This is a genomic window from Actinomycetota bacterium, assembly GCA_040905475.1.
Lineage (GTDB): Bacteria > Actinomycetota > AC-67 > AC-67 > AC-67 > DATFGK01.
The window spans coordinates 19,447-44,188 of sequence record JBBDRM010000169.1 but is presented as its reverse complement, the minus strand read 5'-3'; the positions used below and the strand labels follow the sequence as shown (position 1 = coordinate 44,188).

Here is a 24,742-nt window from a genome sequence, read left to right as displayed (position 1 = left end):
GCTCAGCCCTTTACGGGCACGACCCGTTCCCCGCCTCGAGCGTGTAGACCAGATCGAACGTTCCGTCCTGGGTGATGACCCGCACGATGGCCGGGCCTGCTGGGGCGTTGGCCGGGGGGATCCAGACGCTGCGGAAGACGCCGCTGCTATCGGTCATCAATTTGGCGTCGTAGCCCGTCTTGTAATCCGACTTCCCATCCACGCTCGAGCTGCCGTCGGAGTAGAGGGTGTTGAACCCGGCGGGACCACCCGGGGCGGTCTGGACCGTGATCCCTTGGGTGTCCACGCCACCGCGCGCGCAGGTGAGATCCAGCCGGCCGATCGATCCTCCGGTCGCGGTTGCGGAAGGCGACGGCTTGGTGGTCTTCGGGATCTTGGTCGGCGTACCGAAAGCGACCGGGGGCGATGATGTCGTCCCGGACGTCGTCGGCGTGGAGGTTCCCGGTGTCGTCCCGGGCGTCGTCGGCAGCGCTCCGGGCTCCTCGTCGCCCCCGCACGCCGTGAGAACGATCGCGAAGGCGAACACAGCGGCCGCGCGGAGCAGCGAGCCGGTGCGCCGTCGTGAGACCGAATGATGGGAAGCGTTCATGGTGTGGCCCTGAAGGGAGCCGAATCTTACACCGGGCTGCGGGAGGACGCGGTCCGCCCGGCAGAATGCAGCCGGTAGCATGACCCCCATGGAACCTGCCGGAGTGCCGCAGCCGAGGCTGCCGACATTCGTCATCATCGGCGCCATGAAATCGGGGACGACCACGCTCGGCGCCTATCTCAACGCCCACCCCGACGCGTTCTGCGCTCAAGAGCCGCACTTCTTCGACCAGAACTTCGAGCGAGGGGTGCCGTGGTACCGCGGACGGTTCCGGGACGCCGGAACGGCGGCGGTGGTGGGTGAGAAGTCGCCTTCCTACATGTATCACCCGGATGCGATCCGGAGGCTCACCGAGGTCTTGCCCGATGCCCGGCTCGTCGCGATCCTCCGGCACCCGGTTCACCGCGCATACTCCCACTACTGGCACGAGCGCCGGATCAAGCACGAGACCCTTTCCTTCGGCGAAGCCCTCGACGCAGAACCGAGCCGGCTCCGCGAATACGCGGACGGCATGTGCCCGTTCGCGTACGTGGACCGCGGTTTGTATCTCGAGCAGCTACAGCGCGTTGTCGGATTCGCGCCCCGGGAGCGGCTGCTCGTCCTACTCTTCGAGGATCTCCTGCGGGCGCCCGAGGAGACATACGCCGAGCTCGGTCGCTTCCTCGGCATCGACGGCTCCTTGGCCGCCCCGCCGGGAACGGAGGAGTCGAATGCGTACCGCACCTATCATCCGGAATGGGCCTGGAAGCTGATGCACCGGTATCGGCTTTGGCGCCGCCTTCCGCGTCCGATCGCGGGCCGGCTGTGGCGGGCGATGCAGCGCGAGGCCTCGTATCCGCCGATCGAGGAAGCGCAGTACGCGCGTCTGTTGGAGCGATTCGCGGAACCCAACCGCGCGCTCGGCGATTGGCTCGGCCGCGACCTCTCAGAGTGGAGCGCCTGAACGGGAGGAGCTAGCCGATCCCCCAGCCGTCGAAGCTTGGGGGCATGTAGGCGCGGAGTCGCTCGACGCTCGGCTCGAGTCTCTTGCGGAGCTCCGACTCGACCGCTGGGGGAACCGCAATCGACTCGGGAGCAGTGTGCCGCGTCGTCAGCCGCCGCAGCCGACGCGCGATCGGCGGAGGCGTGGACGGCCGCTCTGCGAGACGCCGCAATGCGGGGATGCGGTCGCCCAAGATCGTCGGGGCGGGCTTGTCCTCGGTGCGGTGAAGCTTCTCGTCCAGGTTCGGGGGGGTCCAGTGGTCGTCCACTCCGATGAAGCCGTAGATGGTCCGGAGGGTTGCGGCGCGGCGATCATCCAGCTCCTCGCTGGTGACGATCAACATCTGCTCGCGCGGGAATGACTCGAGGTATCGATCGATCTGGGCCGCGTAGTCGCTCAACGCGAACAGCATCGGGTTCGTCAAGAGGACTTCCGAGGCAGGCCTGCGCTCGCCGTATTCCGCCACGTGATGGAGGTACTGCGAAACCATGCGCCGGATGGGATGGCGAACGACGTACACCAAGCGCGCCTCGGGCAGCACCTGCCTGATGCGCTCGGGAACGCCCGGAAAGAACGGATGCTTCGTGTAGGAGGTCGACGCCTCGCCGCGAGCGATAGCGTCACCGCTCGACGCGAAGCAGCTCTCGTACCAGTCGACTCCTCGTTCCCAGTTCTTGCCTTCGACGAAGAACTCGAGCTCCTTCGGCTCGGCCATGAACACATCCGGATGTGCCTTCAGGTACGCGTGGAGGCTCGTCGTGCCCGCCTTCATCGCGCCGATGACCAGGAAGGTCGGAAGCATCTACAAGACGATCGTCTTCGAGCTGATCGATCCGCGCACCATCGCCGTGACCTCCGCGAGATCGACGAGAAGCGCGCCGGGAAGCACCAGCCACCGCTGTCGCCGCCCCTGGGCGAGCGGCGCGGTTCGGACGCGATACCAGATCCACGGGATGGCAAGCGCCAGCGCCGCCCGCTTCCTCGGTGCCAACAGCAGGCCGGCGACCGCGGCGATCGCGCCGGCGTGAGACGGCTTCCAGAAGAGTCCGCCGAACAGGTAGCTACGCCCTTCCGGATGCAGGCTGACCACGCGAGGGATGCCGGTCCAGCGGAGCGCGTCCCGGGTCGCCGCGAGCAAGTCGCTCGGCTTCACGTCGTGGTGCACCAGCGCCTCGGGCGAGAAAACGGGTTCCACGCCGCGGCGGCGGATGCGCCAGCCGAGGTCGGTGTCTTCACCCCCGTGCCGGCTGAAGGCCTCGTCGAAGCCGCCTGCGGCTTCGAGGTCGCTGCGGCGATAGAAGATGTTGCAGGTCTCGAAGTATGTCGCGTCCTGGACCGTGATCGTCCGCGAGAATGGGCCCTCCAGATGCTGCTGGGCAGGGTCGGGGATCGTTCGGCCGACGACGATGCGCGGCTCCGATCCCAGCGCCTCCAGGCCCCGCTCGAGCCAGGCGGGTGTCGGGACGCAGTCGTCGTCGGTGAACGCGACGACCGGTGCGCGAGCCCGCCCCCAACCGATGTTGCGGGCGGCCGCCTGCCGCCGGTTGCGGCCGTCTCCGAGGATCTCGATCGAAAGCGGGCTTCGCCGGGCGAGGCCGCCGAGGACCTCCAGGGTCTCGTCCCGCGAGCCGTCGTCGACGAAGATCACCTCGAAGCGGTCGGCGGGAAGGGTCTGCGCCTCGAGCGCGGCGACCAGGCGCGGGAGTATCGCGACTCGGTTATAGGTCGCGATCACGACCGAGACGCGCGGGGCGTCGGCGCGCTTCATCGACGCCATGACGAGAGATCCCGCGACAGCAGCTGCTCGAGCCCCGAGATCTGATCATCGTAGATCTCCAGCAGGGTCGCCCTGATAGCCGGATCCATCGGCGGGTACGGCATTCGTCGTGCGGTCCCGTTCCACGCGTTGAGGCGCCCCGCGATCGACGCCGACAGGAGCCGGCGCGCGCGGAGCTTGCGCACGGCGCTCTGAAGCGTGCCGGAACGCAACGCGGTGCGAGCGTTGTAGGCCTTCCCCACGTTCGGCGGGCGAACGGCGTCGTCGACGCCGATATGCGCGCAGGCCCGCGCGTAGGTCGCCGCCGGATCGGCACTGAGGTCGTCCAAGAGCAGCGGCAGGATCGCCTCTTCGGGGAAGTGCTCCTTCAGCTCGTTCAGGTGCTTCAGGTAGCGGCCGCGCTCGAGGTAGAACCCGTAGGCCGGAGCCGTCCCCGAGATCTCTTCGTCGATCAGGCGTTGGAACGTGCGCGTCTCCCTCCCGATCACGCGGTTGAGCCAGTACTGGGAATAGGCGCGATCGGCGGGGTGGCGCAGCAGCACGATCAGTCGCGCTCCCGGCACGACGCTCGCGATACGTTCCGGCGCTTGCGGATGACCGAGGTAGCCGGGCGTCGCTTCTCCGACCGCGCGTGTCCCCTCCGCGCCGGCGAACTGGCTGCGGTACCAGTCGATCCCGCGCTCCCAACGCTCGGGGACGTTGAAGAAGCGGAGCTCTTTCCCGGGCGCGAGGAAAACGTCGGGATGCTCGCCGAGCCAGTACGCGAGCGACGTCGTCCCCGCCTTCATGGCGCCGAGGATGAGGAAAGTCGGGAGCGGGGGAGTCATCTGCGTCGTTAAGGGACGATGCCCTCGACGAAGGGAACCTCGAAGACCTTGTTGTGCGCGACCGGTCCGTGGCCGAAGTAGCCGTCCTCGCCGAACAGTTCGCCGTGGTCGGAGGTGACGACGATCCACGTGTTGGGAGGCACGAGGTCGAAGAGCCGCGCAACCACGTCGTCGAGGTAGCGCACCGCGTTGATCTGCCGGTCGCGCAGCTCGGCGAGCATAGCGTCGTCGAAGAACTCCGGTGACGGCTCACCCTCGGGGCCGGGCTGGTCGTCGAGCCGCTTGAAGACCCCGTGCACGCCCGAGATGCGCGGCCACGTGCTCGGATCCTCGTCGGGAAGCGCGTACGGGTAGTGGGTCTCCCCGGTGTTCAGCAGGTAGAACGACGGCTGGTCTTCGCGGAAGGTCATCTTGTCGAGCATCGCGCCGAGATCGTTGTGCTTCGGCATCAGCTCGTAGGAGTCGAAATCGCGGTTGATCGGCGTGTGACGGTTCAGCACCGGCATCGACACCATCGCGTGCGTCGAATAACCGAGCTCGTTTCGAAGGAACGTGGGCAGGAAGATCGAGGGCAGGAGCCGCTTGAACTCCATCCCCGGCATCCCCAGGCGCTCGCTGTAGCGGATGAAGTCCTGCTTGTAGTACTCAGACGCGTAGACGCGTGGCGGGCTCGTGTGGGGCAGGAGCCCCATGAGCAAGTTGTAATGCGACGGCGCCGTCCACGACGCGTAGCTCCAACGCCGCTCCACCGGGCCGAGCCGGCCGAGTGTCTTCGGCGCTGCCGCGGTCCAGGAGTCGTACCGGCATGAGTCGAAGACCAAGATCACGAGGTTCTGTGCTCCTTGCGGCGTGCGGGGCCGTTCATCGTCGTTCGTGTTCATCGGAGGCATTGTAGAGGGCATCCTGAAGGAGTTTGTAGCGACAGCTCTGAAACCGAGTGGGGCGTGTCACTCGTGCCCTGAAGCGGATTCCAACTCGAAAGCCTCACCGGATCCGGCGGATCCAGAAGCTGCTGGGACGCGCGCTGGGTCCTTGGTAGTTACTGAACGCCTCTTGGAGCGCCGAACCGTGGCGGTGATGGAGATAGCTGCTCGCCCACACGACCTCAAAGCTGTCGTTGAACGCGAGGAACGCTTGAAGCAGGTACTGCTCGTTCCAGAAGGTGTGGTTATTCAGGACCCATTCTTCGTGATATTCGGCGGGCAATAGGATGTCGTGGAAGTGAACGAGGACGCCGGGCCTGAGCCGCGGAAGGACCTCGAGGATCTCGTACTGAACATCGCTTCCGATCCTGAGCACGTGGCTGGAGTCGATGAACAGGATGTCGTTCTCCTCGAGATCGGTGAAGAGCTCGAGGGGCACGTCCTGCACCGGCTCCGCGATCAGGCGAGTCAGGCCTGGGAACCCCTCGACCAATTCGGGGCGAGGGAACGGCTCGATCGCGACGAGGTCGGCAGGCGAACCCTGTTGCGCGTTCAAACGCGCGGCCTCAGCCGACAGGAAGGTGGACATCCCCGCGCCTACCTCGACGATCCTGCGCGGCCGGACGTGCCTGATCATGCACCAGTACACGGACGCGTCCAGCGCCCCGAACCAGATGTTTCGCATGTAATAGGCGTGTCGAGGAAGCCCGTCCGGGGCGAAGGGGAAGCGCTCGTATTCATCCCGGTACGATGTGCGGAACGTCTCCAGCAGCGAGAGCTGCTCTCGTTCGCGCATCTCGATCCCGACCAACGCAGTCTTCCGTTTGAAGAGATCCTGTGGGAGAGCCTGCGTGTCGGGGATGGGAGAGCCGTGATGAGTCAGCGTCAGGTGAATGCCGTGGCGCTCCCAGAACGCGAAGCTCCTGCGCGCGTACCGGAATAGTGACCCGTGTAGGTATTTTTGGAGGCGAGTCGCCTTCGGCAAGGCCACCCTCATCGTCCGAGGTCGGTCCGTTGTCACGCTATCATGCGGGCCGTCTCGGGTGAGCGCCAACATCGCTAGTCGCTCCAATCGAATGGCCTCCCAAGAAAGGACGCGAGCCGTTCGTTGTGGGGCCTGAAGTACGTCTCGAGTTGACGGCGTGTCGCCGGATTCATCGACTCCTCGTAGCCGCCGGCATTGATCGCGTCGTACCAGTGGGGCTCCCAGACCTCGGGCAACCCGAGGAACCTCAAGACGGTCTGATAGCAGTCGTGCGGCGCCGAGAAAAGATCCTCGCTTCGAAGGATCAAGAGGCGCTCACGCGGGAAGAACCGGAGCCATTCCTGGAGAAGATCGGCGTAGATCCCGCCGTACAGGTAGGAGTACACGTGGAAGGTGTCGCTGACGTAGCGGTCGTCATTCCGGATGCGATCGATCTCGCCCCGGATCCGGTCTTCCTCGGCTTCGATGGCCTGCTCGAAGCTGAGCGGCTCGAGTCCTTGATCGACCCGATGCTGGTATAGCGAGTACGCACGGTCGACCGGGTTCCGGAGCAGCGTGATGAGCTTGGCGTCCGGGATCAGCGCCGCCACTCGTTGCGGGGCACGCGGGTGGACGAGATAGGAAGGCGTGGCCTCACCGGTGAGCAAGGGCCCCTCGCCGCGTTGCCGGCGACGGGCGCGCTCAAGCTTCGTGGGAAAGTGCGCCCGATACCACGCCACGCCGTTGGTGTGCTGCTGGTCGAAGAACTCGATCTCCTTCGTGACGGGCTGGCCCACGTTGGGGTGGCGAGTGAGCCAGGTAAACAGGGACGTCGTTCCCCCCTTCTGGGTCCCGACGATGAGGAAGTCGGGAAGCAGGCGAACCCTCCTCGTGAGGATATGGACGAGTTCCTCCTTGTGACTCGGTTTCATTTGGCGGATCGGCGGCCCGAGCACGTGCCGAACCAGCCTGCCCACGGGCGCAGGCAGCGAACGGCGCGTCGGTTGCCGCCAAGCCTTGCGGCTTCCCGGCGGGGGCGAGGTAGTCATAGGCGTGGGAGTGAGACTACCGCGGGCTCCGCGGGCCGAGTCGCTAACGCATGGGCGATGTCGCCCGGGGGAAAGGTGCACGGCCCGCCCGGGGTAGGCTGTGGGGGCTGGACGCTTCGATAGGAGGATCCTGTGCAGAACGGCGGCGGTTCCGGGGTGGAAGGCGCCAAAGCGCTCGCATGGAAGGCCCTGATGTGGGCGAAGCGCCACGAACCCGAAGGAGCACGCGCGATCTACCGAGCGCGCCGAGCGGCCTTCATCGCTCGGATGAAGCTCCAGGCTGCGTGGAACAACGCTCAGGTCGACATCGACGTCGCTCCGGACGTCCGTTTCGGCAAGGACATCGCGATCACGGTGTGGCCCGGGTCGCGGAACGTCGTCCGCATCGGGCAGGGATCGCGCATCGGCAACCGCGTCCTCTTCATCCTTAACGACGGACGCATCGACCTGGGCGACAACGTCGAGGTGCGGAGAGACACCACGTTCATGATGTGGGGCGGCTCGCTCGAGCTCGCGGGCGGGAACATCTTGTCTTGGGGGAACGTGATCCATTGCGCATCGTCGATCCGGCTCGGCCGCATGACGTCCACGAACGAGTTCGTGACCATCGTCGACTCCAGCCACTACTTCACCACGCCGGACGAGTTCTTCTACAACAACGCCAAGACTGGTCCGATCGAGGTCGGTGTCAACACGTGGATCTGCTCGAAGGCGACGCTGGCCCGCAACGCGAAGATCGGCGACCACTGCATCATCGCCGGCAACTCGATCGTGAGCGGCGAGGTTCCCTCGGGCCATCTCGCATCGGGCGTCCCCGCTCAGGTAGTCCGGGAGCTGGATCTGCCGTGGAAGAAGCCCGCGCTCGAGCAAGCCGGCTCAGAGGGGGTGGCGCCGGCCCCACGGTCCCGCCGACGAAAGTCCTCCTCCGCGTGAGCGCTTTGACGATGCGCGAGGCGCTCGCCGGCCGATCGCCCCCACGCCCCAACTATCTGATAATCGGGGCCGCGAAATCGGGTACCTCAACCCTACGGGCCGCACTCGACGCCCATCCCGAGGCCTTCTGCGCGAGGGAGATCGATTATTTCAGCCTGCATTACGATAAGGGGCTGGATTGGTACCTACAGCATTTCGCCGGGGCTGCCGATCCCAAGGCGCTCGGGGAGAAGTGCCCCGCTTACATGAACCGCTCTGCTGCGTTGGAGCGCATCGCTCGCGATCTGCCGGGCGTCAGACTCATCGCGATGCTGCGTCATCCGGTGGATCGTGCCTACTCCAAGTACTGGCACGAGCGGAGGGAAGGCAAAGAGACTCTTTCCTTCGCGGAGGCGCTGAAAGCCGAGCCGGAGCGGATCAAGGCTTACGAGGGAGGGGTTTGTCCCTTCGCCTATGTCGAGCACGGACGTTATCTTGTCCAACTGGAGCGTATCGGTGAGCTTTTCCCCGATGATCGGCTCCTCGTGAAGCTCTTCGATGATCTCGAGAAAGACCCAGGGGCGATGTTCGCGGATGTCTGTCGCTTCCTCGACATCGATCCAACGGTGAGACCCCCCCAGCTGGATCGGACGCACAATCCGTATCGCACCCATCGGCCTGAGTGGTTGTGGCGGCTCATGGAGCGGGGGCGACTGTGGCGACTCATGCCGTTTCGTGCCAGGGTACGCGTCGCTCATGCGATGGTGCGGGAGGAACGATACGAACCTATGGAGCAGGAGCTGCGCCGGCATCTCCTCAGTGTCTTCGCAGATGAAAACGCTGCGCTGGCTCGCCGGCTGGGCCGCGATCTTTCAGCGTGGGAGACCTGACCCGGTCTGAAAGTTGCGACTTCGCACGGAAGCGGTGGAAGCGGTTGATCTACATCTGGCTGCGGTCGATCTGCACCACGGCGACGACGAACCCATCCGTCGTCGCGTGGCGAGCCGTGAAGGTCTTCGGAATCCCGACATCGACTTCCTCACTCACGATCCGCCCTTCGAGCAGACCGGGACCGACGGGGGAGTAGGCGACGTCCTTGAAGCCGAGGCGGGTGGCGCCGAGCGGCGCGAGCGCCTTGTAGGTCGCCTCTTTCGCACAGAACAGTGCCAGCAATGCGTTCGGCACGGAGAAGCGCAGCAGCTCTTCCGGCGTGCAGACACGCCGCGCGGTTCGCGGGTCGATCCGTCGCCTCTCCGATTCGACGTCGACACCGAGGCTCAGGAACTCCTCCGCCCAGCCCACCACCGCGATCGCGAGGTCGCGCGTGTGAGCGATCGATCCGACGAGCCCCAGTGGCCAGATGGGGGCCCGGTCGGATCCCTTAAGGATCTCTGCTGCCACGGAGCCGAGATCCGCCATCGCGAGTGCCGCCGCCGATCGGCCCATGACGAAGTGGCCCGCCTCATCGCCCTGGGTCACCCCGACGCCGATCCGGCCGCGAAGGATCGCTCGGACGGCTCCGTCGGAATACACGGGCTTCACGCCGGCCCGGTTCGTCTCATGTCGGCCTTACTGTTCGGACCGTATAGTTGGCTGATGGACATGCGGGGACAGCGTACCTGGGACGAGCTCGGGCGCTCGGACCCTCTGTGGGCGGTTCTTTCGCTGCCCGACAAGCGCGGCGGCGGATGGGAGATCGACGAGTTCCTCGCGACAGGCGTTCGCGAGATCTCGGATGTGCTCGGCTCTGTCGAGGCCCTGGGGATCGGCCTCTCGTGGGGTAAGGCGCTCGACTTCGGGTGCGGCGTGGGCCGGCTTACGCAGCCTCTCGCCGGTCGCTTCGCAGAAGCGACCGGGGTCGACATAGCCCCCTCGATGATCGAGATGGCGACGAGGCTGAACAAGCTCGGCGATCGATGTCGCTACGTGCTCAACACCCGCGGCGACCTCTCGGTGTTCGCGGACGGTCAATTCGATTTCATCTACTCGAGCATCACGCTCCAGCACATCCCTCCCAAACTGATGAAGAACTATGTCGCGGAGTTCCTTCGCACGCTTGCGCCGGCGGGGGTCCTCGTCTTCCAACTGCCGGCAAGCCCGCCGCGCACCCTGCGGAATCGCGTCAAGCGTTTCGTTCCCGTGTCCGCCCGCAATCAGTTGCGCCGGTTCAGGAACAAGCTCAGACCTCAGGCGAGGATGCAGATGTTCTGGATGACGCCCCGGCGCGTCGCAAGGATCGTGCATCGCTCGGGTGGACGGATCGTCGCTATGCACGACGACTACTCCGCCGGCTCCGGCTGGTCGGGAAAGCGCTACGTGGTCCGGAGGCGGGAGGCCGCGGCGCGGTAGCGAGGCGGCGCGTCAGCCGCGCCGGGTGAGCCGCCCCGTCCAACGGGCCATGAGCACCACCGCGTGCACGGGGCCGAGCTGCCTGCGCCGGAGCGCCGGGCCGTCGGCGGCGACCTGATCGACAACGGTGCCGAGACGAAGCAGCATGGCTCCGTCTCGCCAGGGCTTCGGACGGACCCCGTACCGAGCGAGCTCCGAGAATCCCATCCCGAGCTTTCGGTGAAGCGCCCAGGTGTCCCGCAGCGTCGCCCGCGGATGGTGCAGCACGCGCGCCTCCGAAGCGTACGTAAGCCGGTAGCCGGCGCGGACCGCTCGCTGACAGAGCTCCTGGTCGCCGGAGGCCGTCAGCTGGGCCACGAAGCCGCCCAGATCTTGGAAGACTTTCGCCCGCACGAACAGGTTGGCTGTGGCCGCGAAGCGCTCGACCCGGATGTACAGATCCTGATCGAGGTAGGTCGCGCGGTCATATCGCTCCCACACCGATGGGTTCTCGCTTGCCATCTGAACGATCCGCCCGCCGGCCAGGTCGGCGCCGGAGTCGATCACCGCGACTCCCTCGGCGAGCCAGCGCGGATCGGGGAGGCAGTCCGCGTCCGTGAACGCGACGAGCTCGCCTCGGGCCGTCGCGATACCAGTGTTCCGGGCGGCGTACGGGCCGCGCGACGTCTCGTTTTCGAGCCGCGCTCCCATCACGTGGCTGCGCACCAGCTCCGGCGTCGCGTCGCGCGAACCGTTGTCGACCACGATCACCTCGAAAGGCGGCGCTTCCCGTTGTGCGGAAAGCGCGTCGAGGCACGCGGTGACGCGCCGAGCCTCGTTCAGCACCGGCATGATCACGCTCACGCGCGGGCCGCCGGTCATCGCATCAGCTCTTCGTAAAGCGCGTCCATCGCCCGGGCCGTGGTATCCCAGTCGAAGCGCTTCACCCACTCCGGTCCGGCCATGGACATGCTCGCGGCCAACGTATCGTCGACCAGGATGCGCTCGAGGGCGCCGGCCAAGGCTTCGGGATCGTTCTCGGGCACGAGCAGTGCCGTGCGGCCCTCATCGACGAACTCGGGGATGCCACCGTGCCTCGTCGTCACGACGGGCCGGCCGCTCGCCATCGCCTCGAGGTTGACCAGCAACAAAGTCTCGACGTCGCCATCGGATGCCGTGCGGCTCGGGCTGACGACTACCCGCGCCCGCCGGATGGCGTCACGCACCTGCGTCCCTCGCCGTGACGGGTCGGCCGGTTCCACAACGACGTCCTCACCTCCCGAGCGGGCGAGCTCCTCGAGCGGGCCGTAGCCGAGCAGCACGAGCCTGGCCTCCGGCACTCGGTTTCGCAATTCGGCCCAGGCATTGAGGAGAACGTCGAGCCCCTTCTTTTCGACGAAACGTCCCACGAAAAGGACGTCCCGAGACGCCGGAAGAGATGAGGGGGAATAGAAGGACGCGTCCACGCCCGAAGGGATCACGTGGATGCGGGCGGTTTCGATCCCGAGCTCCACCAAAGCCCTGATGATGAACCGCGACGGCACCACGACCGCGTCGGCTTGCTGCAGCGGATCCCGGACGGGACGGCGCCCGGCCACTGCCGGGCGAACGCCGTTACGTCCTGCCCGTGAACCGACACGACGAGTGGGAGCTTCAGGCGCCGCACCGCGCCGAGCACGTCCGAGAGACGGTACGCGTGATGATGGTGGACGAGCTTAACGCGGTGAGCGGTCCCGATCGCGGTGATCGCTGCCGTCAGGATCCGGCGCTCGGAGATCGTCGGGGGGTCATGCCGCTTCGCCACCCGCGCGAGACTGTAGAGCGGCTTGATCGGGAACGTCTCGCGGTTCTCGATCGGGTCGCGTGAGACGACGACGGCCCGGTGGGCCGTGCGCGTGAGGAGCGTGTGAACGAACTGCTCCGACAGCGGCAGGTACCGTTGCATCGTGTGGAGCACCGTATTCATTGCAAGGCCGATCCACTCCGCCGAGCCCGATCGATCATCCCGATACGGCGCTGGGCTCCCCGGATCCGATGTAGCCCTCACGCTCGAGGTGCAAGATGATCTGCTGCGCGGCTTCCTCGGGCGTGAGCTCGGTCGTGTCGATCGTCATGTCTGCGTCCACCGGCTCCTCGTAGGGATCCGAGATGCCGGTGAACTCCTTGAGGATCCCGGCGCGGGCTTTCGCGTAGAGGCCCTTGCGGTCGCGCTCCTCGCAGATCTCCAGCGGCGTCGCGACGTGGATCAGCACGAAACCGCCGAGCGGCTCGACCATCCCGCGCACCTCCTTGCGGATGCTGTCGTACGGGGCGATCGGGGCGCAGATCGCGATGCCGCCGTTCTTCGTGATCTCCGAAGCCACGTAACCGATCCGGCGGATGTTGATGTCGCGATGCTCCCGCGAGAATCCGAGCTCCGACGAGAGGTTCTTGCGAACCAGATCACCGTCGAGCATCGTGACCGGTCGCCCACCGAGCTCGAGGAACTTCACGAAGAGTGCGTTGGCGATCGTCGACTTCCCCGATCCCGACAGGCCCGTGAAGAAGACGGTGAGACCCTGCTTGTGCCGAGGCGGATGGGTCTTGCGGAGCTCCGTGACGACCTCCGGGAACGAGAACCAGGCCGGGATGTCTCGCCCGTCGGCCAGCCGTTCGCGGAGCTCGGTTCCCGAGATGTCGAGCACGCGTTCGCCTTCCGGCACCTCATCCTCAGGGAAGTACGAGTCTCGGTCGGGGACGTAGAGCATCTGCCGGAAGGGCACCATCCCGACCCCGAGCTCCTCCTCGTACTTATGGAGCAGATCCTGTGCGTCGTATGGACCGTAGTAGGGGGTGCCGGCGGGATCCTTGCCGGGCCCCGCATGATCGCGCCCGACGATGAAATGCGTGCAGCCGTGGTTCTTGCGGATAATCGCGTGCCACACGGCCTCACGCGGTCCTGCCATGCGCATGGCGAGCGGCAGCAAGGCCAGCTTCGCCGAGTACGAGGGGTAGCGGTGCATGAGCGCCTCGTAGCAGCGGACGCGGGTGTAATGGTCGACGTCGCCCGGTTTGGTCATCCCGACCACCGGATGCACGAGCAGGTTCGCCTCGAGCTCCTTCGATGCGCGCAGAGTCAGCTCGAAGTGTGCGCGATGCATCGGGTTCCGCGTCTGGAACGCGACGATCTGCCGCCAGCCGAGCCGTGTGAACTCTTCTCGAAGCTGCCGGGGGCCGACGCGGAGGCCCGTGTAGTCGTAGTGGATGGGCAGCTGGATCCCATCGATCTTGCCGCCCACGAACCATCCGTGCGTTCGGTCGGCCAGATGCGCCACGCCTGGGTGGGAGGTGTTGGTGCTTCCGTACACCTGCTCGGCCTCGGCCATCCTGTCCGTCTTCCATACGTCGTTGACGTTCAAGACCGCGAGCATGACCCCCTCGGGATCGCGAAGGGCCAGCGCGGCCCCGGACCCGATCCCTTTGGCCACCTCTTCGGTCACGTCGAGCACGACCGGGATCGGCCAAAGCGTGCCGTCGGCCAGGCGCATGCGCTCGCATACCTCGCGGTGGTCCGCTTCCCCCATGAAACCCTCCAAGGGAGAGAACCCGCCGGTGAGCAGGAGCTCGAGGTCGCACATCTGGCGGGGAGTCAGGTCCCAGGAAGGCCATTCTCGGGAGGCGACCTTGAGCTGGGCCGATCGCTCATCGTCGCCGATCAGTTCGATGAGGGTGCCGCCGTGGGGCGGGATGAGGTGGTCTTGGGCGCTCACGCGTGTCCTCCGGTCGGTCGGGTTTCGGCCCCGGGCCGGGGTCGGTCGCACCGGGCCGGGAGGGCCCCTCATGGTACCGGCCCCGACGTCGTCTGCCGAGCCTCGAAGCCGGGTCTGTAGTCCCTTGCTGCGCCGTAACGCTATCGGCGGCGACCGAGGGGCGATACCCTGGGCGCCGGCTTCCGTTCTTTCACGTGGGATACGAGATGGCATCAGCTCCAGTCGAACAAGGGTTCGAGCTGCGCGGCGAGCGCGCGCGCCTGTCCACGCTCGTCCGCGATATGTGGCGCTCTCGCGAACTGGTGATCATGCTCGCGCGCAAGGACTTCTTCGTTCGATACCGGCGGGCCTCGCTCGGGATCATCTGGGCGATCGGTTTGCCGCTCGTCCAGGCGACCGTGTTCGCGATCGTTCTGAGCCAGTTCGTTCGGTTCGAGACCCCGATCAGCTTCCCGGCGTTCGTTTTCTCTGGCGTCCTTCCGTGGACGTTCTTCAGCGCCGCGGTGGCGCTCGGTACCACCTCGGTGATCGACGGGTCCGCTCTTGCGACGAAGATCTACTTCCCGAGGGCGGTCCTGCCTCTGGTTACGGTCTTCTCAGGCTTCTATGGGTTGCTCATCGGCACCGGGGTCATGGTCGCTCTGGCAGCTGTGATGGGCGCCCCGCTCGGCCCGGCGCTTGTTCTCCTCGTACCGGCGACGGTGCTACTCATACTGCTCGCCTCAGGGTTCGCTCTGGTCCTCGGAGCGCTGCAGGTCTACTTCCGCGACATCAAACACGTGATCGCGGCGATCACGCTGCCCTGGTTCTGGGCGTCGGGAGTCTTCTACCCTCTGACCCGGCTGAGCGACGACTTCCGCCGCGTGATCGAGATCAATCCGGCCGTTGGGATGATCTCGCTCTTCAGGGCCTCCATCGGCGCGGCCGCTCCCGACTGGGAGCGGGGCCTGTGGTGGTCCCTGGGCTGGGTCGTATTGCTTTTCGCCGTAGCCACCAGTCTTTATCGACGCTGGGATCGAGTGTGCGTGGACCTCCTGTGACGACGGCATCTGGGAGCGCAAGGGCATGACGCAGCTCGGCCGCGTCCACCTCGACGACGCCGGAAAGCGGTACGTCAAATACGACGACGTTCCTCTGTTGCTCACTCGCGCGTTGCGTTTCCGCGCGGGACACAAGAAAACACACCTCTGGGCGGTCCGGCACGTGAACCTCACGGTAGAGCCGGGAGAGACCGTCGGAGTCATCGGTCGCAACGGCTCCGGCAAGTCCACGATGCTGCGCATGCTCGCCGGCGTGACGGCTCCGACCGAAGGAGTAGTGACCGTCCACGGACGCGTCGCGCCGCTCATCTCCGTCGGAGTCGGCTTTCACCCGGAGCTGACCGGGCGCGAGAACGTCTACGTGAACGCGACGGTGCTCGGCATGCGACGTAAAGAGATCGATCAGCGCTTCGATTCGATCCTCGCATTCTCCGAGATCCAGGATTTCATCGACACCCCCGTGAAGTTTTATTCGTCGGGGATGTTCGTACGTCTCGGCTTCGCCGTCGCCGTCGCATCCCGGCCGGACGTCCTCCTGATCGACGAGGTCCTCGCCGTCGGTGACGTTGCCTTCCAATCCAAGTGTTTCGACCGCATGGAGGAGATCCGCTCCCAGGGGACGAGCGTTCTCGTGGTCAGCCACAACCTGAACGCCGTTCGGCTTCTGTGTCGAAAGACGCTGGTTCTGCACAACGGCGAGACGAAGTTCTTCGGCGAGACGGACCAGGCCATCTCCCTTTACCACGAGCTGCTGGCGGTTCCGCTCGAGGAGCCATCCGAGGCGGGCAACCGCGGCGCTCCGGTGCGCATCGCATCTTTCCTGATGCTGGGCGAGAACGGCCTGGCGACGAACCACGTCAGGTTCGGCGAGGAGGTGACCTTCGTTCTCGACGCCGAGTTCCTCGACGACGTCGTTCGCCCTGCCTTCTCGTTCGTGCTGGCGCACGAGCGCGGCCAGATCGTCTACTCCGACGACGCGCATAAGGCAGAGTTCCAGCGCTCCTACGCGGCGGGGGAGCGGGCACGCTTCGAGGCCAAGATCCGAGTCACGCTTCCGACCGGTTCCTACAAAGCGCGCAGTGCGGTTCGATGGGAGCTCGGGGAGGAGATCGATCGCGCCGCCCGCTACCTCAGCTTCTTCGTTTCGGGCCGTCCGCTCGTGAAGGGCCTGGCCGACCTGGACGCGGCGTTCAAGGTCGAGGGAGGAACGGCGGCCGTGATGGACGGCGAGCCACCACTCTCCGAACAGCTCGAATCGGACGCCAGGTAGCGAGCGGGGAAACCTTCCGTCGCGTATGGACAGCTCGGTCGTTGACCTGCTATCCGTACCAGCCATCCGAAACCAGAAACCTGATCCGGAAGGGCAGGAACTTCCGAAAACGCGCCGAATGAAGTGTTGTCTTCGACGGAATAGGGTCTACGTTCACGACCATGGGGGTACTGGTGCGGTATAGGCTTGCGGCGGTTTTTGCTGTGGTTGCTCTGCTTCTCACCAGCGTGGGTATCCAGCCGGCGGCTGCGAGTGGTCCGTACCTGACGAGGCTCCGGGTCGAGATATCGGGAACCGGCGACTGGCAGTCCGTGCGGATCGTCGACGGCTGGATCAAGAGCTACTACACGGAGGTCCTCGGTTCGGGAGCCACGGTGAGCCGCGGCCCGGACACCATCGTCGTCGCCGGGCCCGGGGACAACCAACCCGTCTCGGCAACGGTCGCCATGATGGTCGAGGCTTACGCCAGCTCATTCACGATCTCGCTGGCGAAGGGCAAGATCGGTCAGGCCCACATGAAGCTTTACCGGATCAACAACGCCAACCCCGTGCAGATCCTGAGCCTCAACAATTACGAGACGAGCGGCGATTACATCGTGTCCGCCAACGTCTCCAAGTCGACGTTGGTCTCGGGCGGTTACACGATCCCGCGCATGGATCCTCGTCGCCTGGTGCTCTCGTTCTACTATCCCTGGTTCAGCGAAGCCTCGTTCGACAAGGGACCATGGTACGACACCCCCACCGGGCCATACGACACCAAAACCCCCAGCGAGGTTTCCAAGATGGTGGACCAAGCGCACACCGCTGGGATCGACGGGTTCGTTGTGTCCTGGGACGACGTGGGTGATCACACGGCGAGGTTCGACGTGGTCATGTCGGAGCTGGCGTCTCGTTCCATGTACGTCACCCCAGTGATCGAGCTGCTCGCGTTCGATACATCGTCGGGCGCCTTCGATCTGACGAAGATCGTCGACACGATGAAGCTCGCGCTTCAGCGCTCCTCGAACCCCGCCTTCCTGAAAGTGGGAACGCGCCCTGTGTTGTGGCTGTACGGCGCTTGGAAGTTGGGCATCGCGAACCTCGCCGCCGTTCGCGCCGCGGTCGCGGCCGCCGGATACAACCCCTTCTACATGGGCGAGCCTGTTGCCTGGGAGTGGGGTCTCGACGGCACTTACCTCTACAACCCAAATGGCCTGAGCTACACCGGCATGGTAAATACCTTCGGGACGGCCCAGCGGCACCTCCGCTACGAAGCCCAGATCAACCCCGTCGTGAAGCAACGGCTGTGGGCAGCGCCGGTCTCGCCCGGCCAGAACATGTCCTACACGACCCCGCTCTTCCCGCAGCACCAGGACCGCAAGGACGGGGCGCGCTACGATCAGTCGTGGAGCGCAGCGTTCACATCTCAGCCTGAGTGGATGCTGATCACCTCGTGGAACGAATGGTTCGAGGCGTCCCACATCAGCCCGAGCGAGAAATTCGGCGCGAAGGCGCTCAACCAGACCGCGGGATGGACCTCGGCCTTCCACAACCCGCAGCCATGGGGCGATTCGCAGAACCAGGGCAGTCTGTTGCCGATCAAGATCCCTTTGAAACTCCCCTGAGTCGCGCCGGGAGCTAGAACGAGCACGTTCATCCGCCGGCGGACCTGAAGGAACCGCGGTTCGCCATGCGATACCCTAACCTGCAAATGGCCGGTCTTCGAAGCAGGCGGGTAGAAGATCCGAACGCGTAAGCAGCCCCTCGAACCCAAAGAATCGGGCGGAGGAGAAACTCCTCCGCCCGAGTTGGCTTCTGCGCCTCCGCCGCCCCAGCCAGCTTCTGCGCCTCCGCTCCCACCGCGCCTGCGGTTCCGACCTCCTTCCCCGCGCCTGTTCATCGCGGCGTCGATCCTCGGCCTGCTCGCTGGCGGCCTTGCGGCCAGTTCCGTCCTCCGAGAGCCGGCGCGCTATTCGAGCCGGGCGGTGCTCATCATCGATCAGCCGGGGCTCATCGCGAGGAGTGGGAGCGAGGGCGTGCTCACGAAGCTCAACCTGCTCCGGGTCAAGTACGCGCTTCTGGCCAAGACAGCGCAGATCACGAAGCCCGTCGCAGACAAGACCGGATTGCCCCAAGGTCTCATCGGCGCAGCGGTCAACGTGACGCTGCCCGGTCCGTCGCTGGTGCTCGTCGTCGAGGCCCGAGCCGGGCAGCCGCCGGTCGCGCGCGTCATCGCCGACGCGACCGCCGAGGCGCTGATCGCGCTTCTCAAGGCCGAGCAGGACGCCGCCAAGATCGCGGCGGACTCCCGAATACTGCTCACCATCGCAGCCCCGGCTCAGCCCGGCGTCAAGGTCCTGCCCACCCGTGATCGAGCGATGACGGTCGGCGCCCTGTGGGGGGTTTTCGCACTTGCGGCGACGATCGCGTTGGTCGAGACCTTCGGAGCCATCCGCAGAAAACGTTGATCTCGATCCTGCTCGGCATCGCCATAGGGCTGGTCGTCGCCGGCTATCTCGTGCGGACTTCCATCAAAGTTGCGCTTGTTTCTCTCCTTTCGATAACGCTCCTTCTCCCCGGGACGGTGCTCGCCCCGGGATCCTTCTCCGGGCACACCACCCTCCATCGCATCGTGCTCGGGATCTTCGTGCTCAACATCCTGAGGAAGATCGCGTTGAGGCAGATCCCCGCTTCGGTCCTCAGGCCGACCCGCCTCACCGTCGCACTCGCTGCCTGGGTCGTCGTCACGTTCACGATGGGTGTGGCTCTGGCCGACCCCGCCATCTCGGTGGGTTTTTCCATGTACTTGTGGATCTTCGTTGTCGACTACGCCATGTTCTTCTATTTCGTGGTCGCGGCGATCCGCGCGATAAACGATCCGTGGTGGTTCGCAAGAGCCATAGTCGGGCTGATGGTCGTTTCGGCCGGGATCGTCGTCTACGAGCATTACGCCGCCGTCTCGGTGGGCCGGTGGTTGTCGGAGTTGATCCGAGGCTCCGGCTATCTAGGGGTGCACCAGCTCCGCACGCGCGGAGGAGAGATCCGAGCCAGGGCAGGATTTGAATTTGCGCTGGCGTACGCCTGGGCGGCGACCGCCCTGGTGCCCCTCGTGATCGTCGTCGCGACGCGTACCCGTCATTGGATGGTGCGATTCGCTCCAGCGCTCGTCGTGCTCTCGGTGGCGTGGACGTACACGCGCAGCGCGTACGTCGGTGTCGCGGCCGCCGGTCTGCTACTCCTTTTGACTTCCGGCTTCGATCGCCGCGTCAGCGGCTTCGTCCTGGCCGGGGTCGCCGTGGTCGGACTCGCCGTCTCGGTGACGCCGATATTGAATCGCACGTTCTCTTCGCCGGAGGGCTCGGGGTCGGCGGAGATCCGGGCAGAGCGATTACCCCTCGTGCTCTCCTCGGCGGCGGAGCATCCGTATTTCGGCCGAGGTTTGTCGTCGACCGTGGAGCAAGGCATCCGCACGACCGACTCCTCGTTCCTGCTGGTGTACGCGGAGATGGGCGTCGTCGGACTCACCGGGATCACGCTGTTGATACTGGCTACGATCTGCTTCGTCGCGCCCGCCATCCGCGCGCCACCACCCGATCGGCTCTTGGGGGCAGCCGCGTTCTGTGGAGTTGTCCTCGGGGGTGCGTCGGGGGCGTTCCTCGACGTATTCAACGTCTCGGGATCCGCACGGACGTTCTGGGCGGTTGCTGCGCTCGGCGTCGTCGTCGGTGAACGAGCGGGTGTCCGCTGGCCCGTCGCGAAAGGGCGGCGTCTGTTGTCGCGGGCGTGGATCCCGGCTGTGGCCGTGGCCGGCGGGTTCCTGCTGATCGCGAACACAGCGCCGAGGGCGGCGGCGGTGATCAGGTTCACGACCCGGTCGGCGAACGTCGAAGCCGTGGCCCAGGGATCCTCCGAATTCATCGGGACCATGCTGATCAACACGGCGTGCGAGATCTTCGAGACCCGCGTGGCCGCAGCCGGCCATACGGCCAGCTGCTACGACCTCCAAAGCGAGCTCGGGATCGGCGACGTCCGCATCGAGACACCGGATCCCGCGTCACTCACGCGCGTCACGCGGGCGGTGGTAACCGTCGTGAACAGCCGCCTCCAGAGGCCTCGCTTCTATCTGATGGACGAGGACTACCACGTCCGCCCGACTTGGGTCCGGACCGCACCAGTGTGGATGGGTATCGGCGGTGCGGCCTTAGCCGTTCTCGTTCCTCCGCTGCCGCCCGTCCGCCGCCGGCGGGCCCGCGAACGGCAGCCAACCGTCACACCCCTCCCCGTGTAGCCCATATCCTAGCCCTCATGGAGGATTCGCTCGGTGAAGAGTTCCCGAGGGTTTCGGTCGTCATCCCCGTCCGCAACCGTCCGGCCGGGATCCGCTCATGCATCGACAGCCTCCTGGCGCTCGACTACCCACGCGATCGGGTTGAGATCATCGTGGTCGACGACGCCTCGACGGACGAGACGCCCTCGGCTGTCGCCTCCTATGACCGCGGCTCGGTGAGGCTGCTGGCGCAGACGCAGCATCGCGGGCAGTCGGAGTGTCGGAACGTCGGGGCGCGTGCCGGGACGGGTGACGTTGTTGCCTTCATCGACAGCGACTGCATCGCGGATTCGGCATGGCTGCGGACCCTGGTGCGCGATCTCGAGGACTCGAACGTGGTGGCGTCGGGCGGCAGCGTGCGGGAGGCGAGCCCAGACGGGTGGCTGAAACGATACGAGTCGTCCGTCTCACCGCTCCACATGGGAGAGACCTCTGCGCGCGTCATGCCCGGGTCCCAGGTTGAGTTCCTTCCTTCGTGCAACGTCGCTGTGCGCAAGCAGGTCTTCCTCGAAGTGGGCGGCTTCGATGCCTCGCTCCGCTTCGGCGAGGACGTCGACCTCATCTGGCGATTGATCGAGCGGGGCGAGGTTCGATACCGGCCGGCCGGCGTCGTGTGGCACGAGCATCGGGGCCGTCTCGGTCCTTTCCTGTTGAACCGGATCAATTACACGACGGCGCAGGCCGTCTTCCTCTCGCGATTCCCTGGCAACCGGCGTCGTGTCGACGCTCCTGCAGGGATGGCGCTGGGCGCCGCGGTGGCGATCGGCCTCGCCGTGATCCATCCGGCCTTCGTTGCCGTCGTGTTGGTACCTGCGCTGGCCGAGGCGACCGCAGCCGTCGTGAGCGAACGCGGTTCCGGGGGCCCTATAGATGCGGCCATTCGCGTCCTCGCCGGCTACGCGTCGAGCGCCTACCGGGCGCTTTCTTTCGCCGGGCGACATTACGCGATCCCCGCCGCGGCGATATCCGTCGCGCTGGCCGGCGCGTGGCGGGGATGGGTGTTCGGTCTCGGGGTTGCCGGAGCGAGTGTCATCTTTCCGGCCATCGTGGAGTGGTTCCGCCGGCGACCTCACCTCGACCTCTTGCGGTTCGTCGCTGCGTTCGTGCTCGACTCGCTCGCCGTCGGCATCGGCACATTGGCCGGTTGCGTCCGCTATCGAACACTGCGTCCACTCGCTCTTAGGATCCGGCTCCATCTATCAGCGCGAAACCTTCCCGCGACGCGGTCGGCGCTCCCGGAGCCGCAACTGACCGAGCCGTCGTGATGGGCGCGTCGGCGGCCGGCGTTACGGTGGTGCTCGCGACGCGCGACCGGCCGTCGCTACTCCATGGCGCCGTCGCTTCCATCATCGAAAGCCTTCGTTCCTTCGATGAGCTCATCGTCGTCGATTCCGCATCCCGCGATTCGGCGACTTCGCAGATCGGCCGTGAAGCGGGCGCACGGGTGATCCGGCTCGAGGTTCCCGGCACGTCGCGCGCGCGCAACGCCGGGTGGAGGGCCGCTCGCGCGCCCATCGTGGCATTCACCGATGACGACTGCGAGGTTCCGTCGGATTGGACCGTCCGGATCGAAGCAGGGTTCGCCGACGTGGGGGTGGGCTTCGTGACGGGAAGGGTTCTCGGCGATCGCGAGGCGTCGATCGCATCGGCCGCCGTAGTCGACGAGACACCCAAGCGGTTCGACGGGCCATCGGATCCGGCCGGGCTCGGCTCGGGAGCGAATATGGCGTTCCGGAGGGATGCGCTGGAGGCGATCATGGGCTTCGACGAACGGATGGGTCCCGGCACCCCCCTTCGCGCGGCAGAAGACCAAGATGCCTTCTGGAGAACCTTGCGAGCAGCGAGGGTGGGCCTTTACGACCCGACGATCGTCGTTACGCACCGGCTTTGGCGAACCCGCAGGGGAGCCGTGGCCCGCGAGTACGCGTACGGGGTCGGAGCGGGTGCGCTCGCCGTGAAACTGATCCGCAACGAGGACCCCGGGGCATGGCGGCTGTTCCGACGGCGGCTGTGGGGCGACGGGATCGCGCTCGCCGCACGTCACCTCGTCAGGGGGTACGAATCGGGCGCTGCCGGCGCTACGGTGAAGGCGTTCGGGGTGGTCGTCGGGTCGATCCGTGCTTCGAGGCTGCGTCTCGAGTCGGGAGTGTTCGCTCGTCCGCAGCACTAGTTAGTTAGGGCGAGCTGCGACCTCTACGCGTGTTCGATGCGGCTACCCCTGGTTGGATCGGCTTACCCCAAAACGCGTTCCGCCCGCTTCTGCCGAGCAGCCGGAGACGCAGTTCGCGAGGCGCGAGGGTCGAGAGCCGCCTGCGGGACCTCAGTTATCCGCGAGTAGGTGTCAGGAAGTTCGTCTCGCCGGCTTCAGCGGCGAAGCCAACGGGTGAGCTGGTAGTAGTAAGAACGGTTGAGCGTCAGCGCGGCGAAGGCATAGAAGGGCAAGACGGCAGCTGCACGTGCGAGCTCAACCGGGTTTGGACGAGCACCTACCGGCTCATAGCTGAGACGCTTCATCACGCGCCGGGCCACGAGCTCGCAGAGGAAGACCTCTGTCGGGCTGAGACGCCTGCGCCACCGAAAAGCCTCGTGCGGGTCGAGGCCTCGGCGGCCGCGGAGCTCGGCATACGGGCGACTGTGGGTCACGTCGAGCATGCTCTCGTCGAACCCGAATCCGAGGAAGTCGCAGAGACGCGGCAGGACGGCTCGAGGACGCTCGACCAGATCCTCGAAGCGCAGAACGAACACGCGTTCGTCGCCGGCGTGGCGTTCGCCCGCCCGTACGGCCACCCGCCACTGCTGGGCGACGAGGACGGGATGGGAATTTATCCGCCATCGCCGTCGCTCGGCGGGTACCGCATGCCGCCAGCGCTCCATCGCCTTCAACCTTTCCTTCTGAGCCGCGAGGACGCCGCGGGGATCGCGCACGACTACGACCACCCGAGCGTCGGGAAAGAGGTCGAGGATCTTGTCCACGAAGAAGACGTTGCGCGGGGTCTGCTCGCAACAGATGGCCTTCCCGCGAGAAGAGGTCTCGTGCGATAGGACCTCGCGAAAGAGCGCGGGAGCTGTCAACGCGTCGTCGGGAAGGTTTGATACGAGCATGGATGCTTCGGTTTCGAGAGCTTTCGTGTCGATATCGTTATCCTTCAGGAATCTCCGCGCGCGCCGAAAGAGCTCCGTCGCGAGGGTCGTGGCCTCATCTCGACGAAGCCGCACGACTCCTGAACGAGGCGACCAGAGCCCCCCGAAGAAGTGCAATTCCTGAAGCAACGCGACGTCGCCACGCTCGTTGAGTATGCGGCCGACGAGGGTGTTACCGCTCCGGCCCTTCCCGCAGATGAAGATGACTGGCGCTGGGGTGCGCTTCCTATCGAGCACCTTCCGACTCTCTTTCGGACAGCCCGTCAGACGGCGCTTCGAACCCGATTGCGGGCGCGTCCCGTCGACCGATTGGAATCTTGAACGATCTTGAACCCTCTGTTGGGCGCTATACCATGAGATCTGTTTTCCTTGGGCCGGTTGCGGTCGAGGGTCTCGCAGGATACCAGCGGGTCACACTGAAAGCCAAGGTGCGCACGTTGAACGAGACCGCGAGAAATGGTGAACCATTGGCGGGACGCGAGGTTAGCGCCGGCCAAGCACCGGTACCGAGTGACGACGCGAGGCCGTACGGGTAGGGCTTACAACGCAACATCGTGCGCTATCGGCGAGGGACCGCGAGGCCCGGCAAGCACTGCACGCTCCGCACGACGTACGTGCCGCTCTTCCTGGATTCGCTTCTTCCGCGCTCGGAGACTTCGAGACCGGAAGCCTTGCGCACGATCGAGTTCGGGTGCGGGGCGGTCCGCGAGGCTTAGCGTCGCCATTCCGGTTCCCCTACGGTAGGCGAGCGCGGCGCGGAAACAGATCGACCTTTCCGCGGTATCCCGACTCTGGACGAGTATCCCGCCCCTTCGAGGACGCTGGCTTCGAGATCGCGCGGAAGGACACGCTCGGATGGGTTCCTCACTCCGCCAAGGGACTCGG

At 65.8% G+C, this 24,742-nt stretch carries 24 protein-coding genes; 11 read left to right on the top strand and 13 right to left on the bottom strand.

Going from position 1 to position 24,742, the window contains the following annotated elements; translation table 11 throughout:
* Positions 1–10: 10 nt before the first annotated feature.
* Positions 11–589: a hypothetical protein gene (locus WEB06_20950; GenBank protein MEX2558089.1), complete on the bottom strand. Its 579-nt coding sequence runs from the start codon at positions 587–589 to the stop codon at positions 11–13.
* 88 nt (positions 590–677) lie between these two features.
* On the opposite strand from WEB06_20950, the gene WEB06_20945 reads away from it, so the two are divergent.
* The gene (locus WEB06_20945) at positions 678–1,532 is read left to right on the top strand and encodes a sulfotransferase (protein MEX2558088.1); all 855 of its coding nucleotides are present in this window, start codon (positions 678–680) and stop codon (positions 1,530–1,532) included.
* A gap of 10 nt (positions 1,533–1,542) precedes the next feature.
* On the opposite strand, the gene WEB06_20940 is transcribed toward WEB06_20945, so the two are convergent.
* From WEB06_20940 to WEB06_20915, 6 genes are all read right to left on the bottom strand, one after another.
* Positions 1,543–2,373 carry a sulfotransferase gene (locus WEB06_20940; protein MEX2558087.1) on the bottom strand — a complete coding sequence of 277 codons (831 nt, stop codon included), beginning with the start codon at positions 2,371–2,373 and terminating at the stop codon, positions 1,543–1,545.
* Positions 2,374–3,348, bottom strand: a complete 975-nt coding sequence (locus WEB06_20935) for a glycosyltransferase (GenBank protein ID MEX2558086.1) — start codon at positions 3,346–3,348, stop codon at positions 2,374–2,376.
* The gene (locus tag WEB06_20930; protein MEX2558085.1) at positions 3,336–4,175 is read right to left on the bottom strand and encodes a sulfotransferase; all 840 of its coding nucleotides are present in this window, start codon (positions 4,173–4,175) and stop codon (positions 3,336–3,338) included. The genes WEB06_20935 and WEB06_20930 overlap by 13 nt, the downstream gene beginning before the upstream one ends.
* 8 nt (positions 4,176–4,183) lie before the next feature.
* The gene (locus WEB06_20925; GenBank protein ID MEX2558084.1) at positions 4,184–5,056 is read right to left on the bottom strand and encodes a sulfatase-like hydrolase/transferase; all 873 of its coding nucleotides are present in this window, start codon (positions 5,054–5,056) and stop codon (positions 4,184–4,186) included.
* A 103-nt stretch (positions 5,057–5,159) separates the two neighbouring features.
* Complete coding sequence (locus tag WEB06_20920) at positions 5,160–6,083, bottom strand: class I SAM-dependent methyltransferase (protein MEX2558083.1); 924 nt, start codon at positions 6,081–6,083, stop codon at positions 5,160–5,162.
* A gap of 74 nt (positions 6,084–6,157) precedes the next feature.
* Positions 6,158–7,039 carry a sulfotransferase domain-containing protein gene (locus WEB06_20915; protein ID MEX2558082.1) on the bottom strand — a complete coding sequence of 294 codons (882 nt, stop codon included), beginning with the start codon at positions 7,037–7,039 and terminating at the stop codon, positions 6,158–6,160.
* Positions 7,040–7,243: 204 nt separating this feature from the next.
* On the opposite strand from WEB06_20915, the gene WEB06_20910 reads away from it, so the two are divergent.
* A complete protein-coding gene (locus tag WEB06_20910) occupies positions 7,244–8,044 on the top strand; it encodes a hypothetical protein (GenBank protein MEX2558081.1) in 801 nt (266 codons plus the stop codon).
* Entirely contained in the window at positions 8,041–8,913 is an 873-nt protein-coding gene (locus tag WEB06_20905; GenBank protein MEX2558080.1) for a sulfotransferase, read from the top strand. Before WEB06_20910 ends, WEB06_20905 begins: the two co-directional genes overlap by 4 nt.
* 49 nt (positions 8,914–8,962) lie before the next feature.
* Here the strand turns inward: WEB06_20905 and WEB06_20900 are convergent, their stop codons facing one another.
* Positions 8,963–9,565, bottom strand: coding sequence for a 4'-phosphopantetheinyl transferase superfamily protein (locus WEB06_20900; GenBank protein MEX2558079.1), 603 nt, complete (start codon positions 9,563–9,565; stop codon positions 8,963–8,965).
* A 54-nt stretch (positions 9,566–9,619) separates the two neighbouring features.
* Between WEB06_20900 and WEB06_20895 the strand changes: the two genes are divergently transcribed.
* Positions 9,620–10,372, top strand: coding sequence for a class I SAM-dependent methyltransferase (locus WEB06_20895; GenBank protein MEX2558078.1), 753 nt, complete (start codon positions 9,620–9,622; stop codon positions 10,370–10,372).
* A gap of 12 nt (positions 10,373–10,384) precedes the next feature.
* Here the strand turns inward: WEB06_20895 and WEB06_20890 are convergent, their stop codons facing one another.
* From WEB06_20890 to WEB06_20875, 4 genes are read right to left on the bottom strand one after another with little or no spacing between them, the layout of a single operon-like run.
* Positions 10,385–11,233, bottom strand: coding sequence for a glycosyltransferase (locus WEB06_20890; GenBank protein ID MEX2558077.1), 849 nt, complete (start codon positions 11,231–11,233; stop codon positions 10,385–10,387).
* Positions 11,230–11,895, bottom strand: coding sequence for a glycosyltransferase (locus tag WEB06_20885; GenBank protein ID MEX2558076.1), 666 nt, complete (start codon positions 11,893–11,895; stop codon positions 11,230–11,232). The genes WEB06_20890 and WEB06_20885 overlap by 4 nt, the downstream gene beginning before the upstream one ends.
* Complete coding sequence (locus WEB06_20880) at positions 11,829–12,317, bottom strand: hypothetical protein (protein ID MEX2558075.1); 489 nt, start codon at positions 12,315–12,317, stop codon at positions 11,829–11,831. Before WEB06_20880 ends, WEB06_20885 begins: the two co-directional genes overlap by 67 nt.
* 34 nt (positions 12,318–12,351) lie before the next feature.
* Positions 12,352–14,100 carry a bifunctional sulfate adenylyltransferase/adenylylsulfate kinase gene (locus WEB06_20875; protein ID MEX2558074.1) on the bottom strand — a complete coding sequence of 583 codons (1,749 nt, stop codon included), beginning with the start codon at positions 14,098–14,100 and terminating at the stop codon, positions 12,352–12,354.
* A gap of 206 nt (positions 14,101–14,306) precedes the next feature.
* On the opposite strand from WEB06_20875, the gene WEB06_20870 reads away from it, so the two are divergent.
* The 7 genes from WEB06_20870 to WEB06_20840 all read left to right on the top strand — a co-directional run bounded on the left by WEB06_20870 (position 14,307) and on the right by WEB06_20840 (position 22,886).
* Positions 14,307–15,140, top strand: coding sequence for an ABC transporter permease (locus tag WEB06_20870; GenBank protein MEX2558073.1), 834 nt, complete (start codon positions 14,307–14,309; stop codon positions 15,138–15,140).
* Between the two features lie 25 nt (positions 15,141–15,165).
* On the top strand, positions 15,166–16,410 hold the full coding sequence (locus tag WEB06_20865; protein ID MEX2558072.1) for an ABC transporter ATP-binding protein: 1,245 nt from the start codon (positions 15,166–15,168) through the stop codon (positions 16,408–16,410).
* 227 nt (positions 16,411–16,637) lie between these two features.
* Complete coding sequence (locus WEB06_20860) at positions 16,638–18,014, top strand: hypothetical protein (GenBank protein MEX2558071.1); 1,377 nt, start codon at positions 16,638–16,640, stop codon at positions 18,012–18,014.
* A gap of 360 nt (positions 18,015–18,374) precedes the next feature.
* Positions 18,375–18,857: a hypothetical protein gene (locus WEB06_20855; protein MEX2558070.1), complete on the top strand. Its 483-nt coding sequence runs from the start codon at positions 18,375–18,377 to the stop codon at positions 18,855–18,857.
* Positions 18,854–20,677, top strand: coding sequence for an O-antigen ligase family protein (locus tag WEB06_20850; protein ID MEX2558069.1), 1,824 nt, complete (start codon positions 18,854–18,856; stop codon positions 20,675–20,677). Before WEB06_20855 ends, WEB06_20850 begins: the two co-directional genes overlap by 4 nt.
* 17 nt (positions 20,678–20,694) lie before the next feature.
* Entirely contained in the window at positions 20,695–21,981 is a 1,287-nt protein-coding gene (mftF, locus tag WEB06_20845; protein ID MEX2558068.1) for a mycofactocin biosynthesis glycosyltransferase MftF, read from the top strand.
* Entirely contained in the window at positions 21,981–22,886 is a 906-nt protein-coding gene (locus WEB06_20840; GenBank protein ID MEX2558067.1) for a glycosyltransferase, read from the top strand. The genes mftF and WEB06_20840 overlap by 1 nt, the downstream gene beginning before the upstream one ends.
* A 194-nt stretch (positions 22,887–23,080) precedes the next feature.
* Here WEB06_20840 and WEB06_20835 read toward each other — a convergent pair whose 3' ends face one another.
* Positions 23,081–24,094, bottom strand: a complete 1,014-nt coding sequence (locus WEB06_20835; protein ID MEX2558066.1) for a sulfotransferase — start codon at positions 24,092–24,094, stop codon at positions 23,081–23,083.
* Positions 24,095–24,742: the final 648 nt, after the last annotated feature.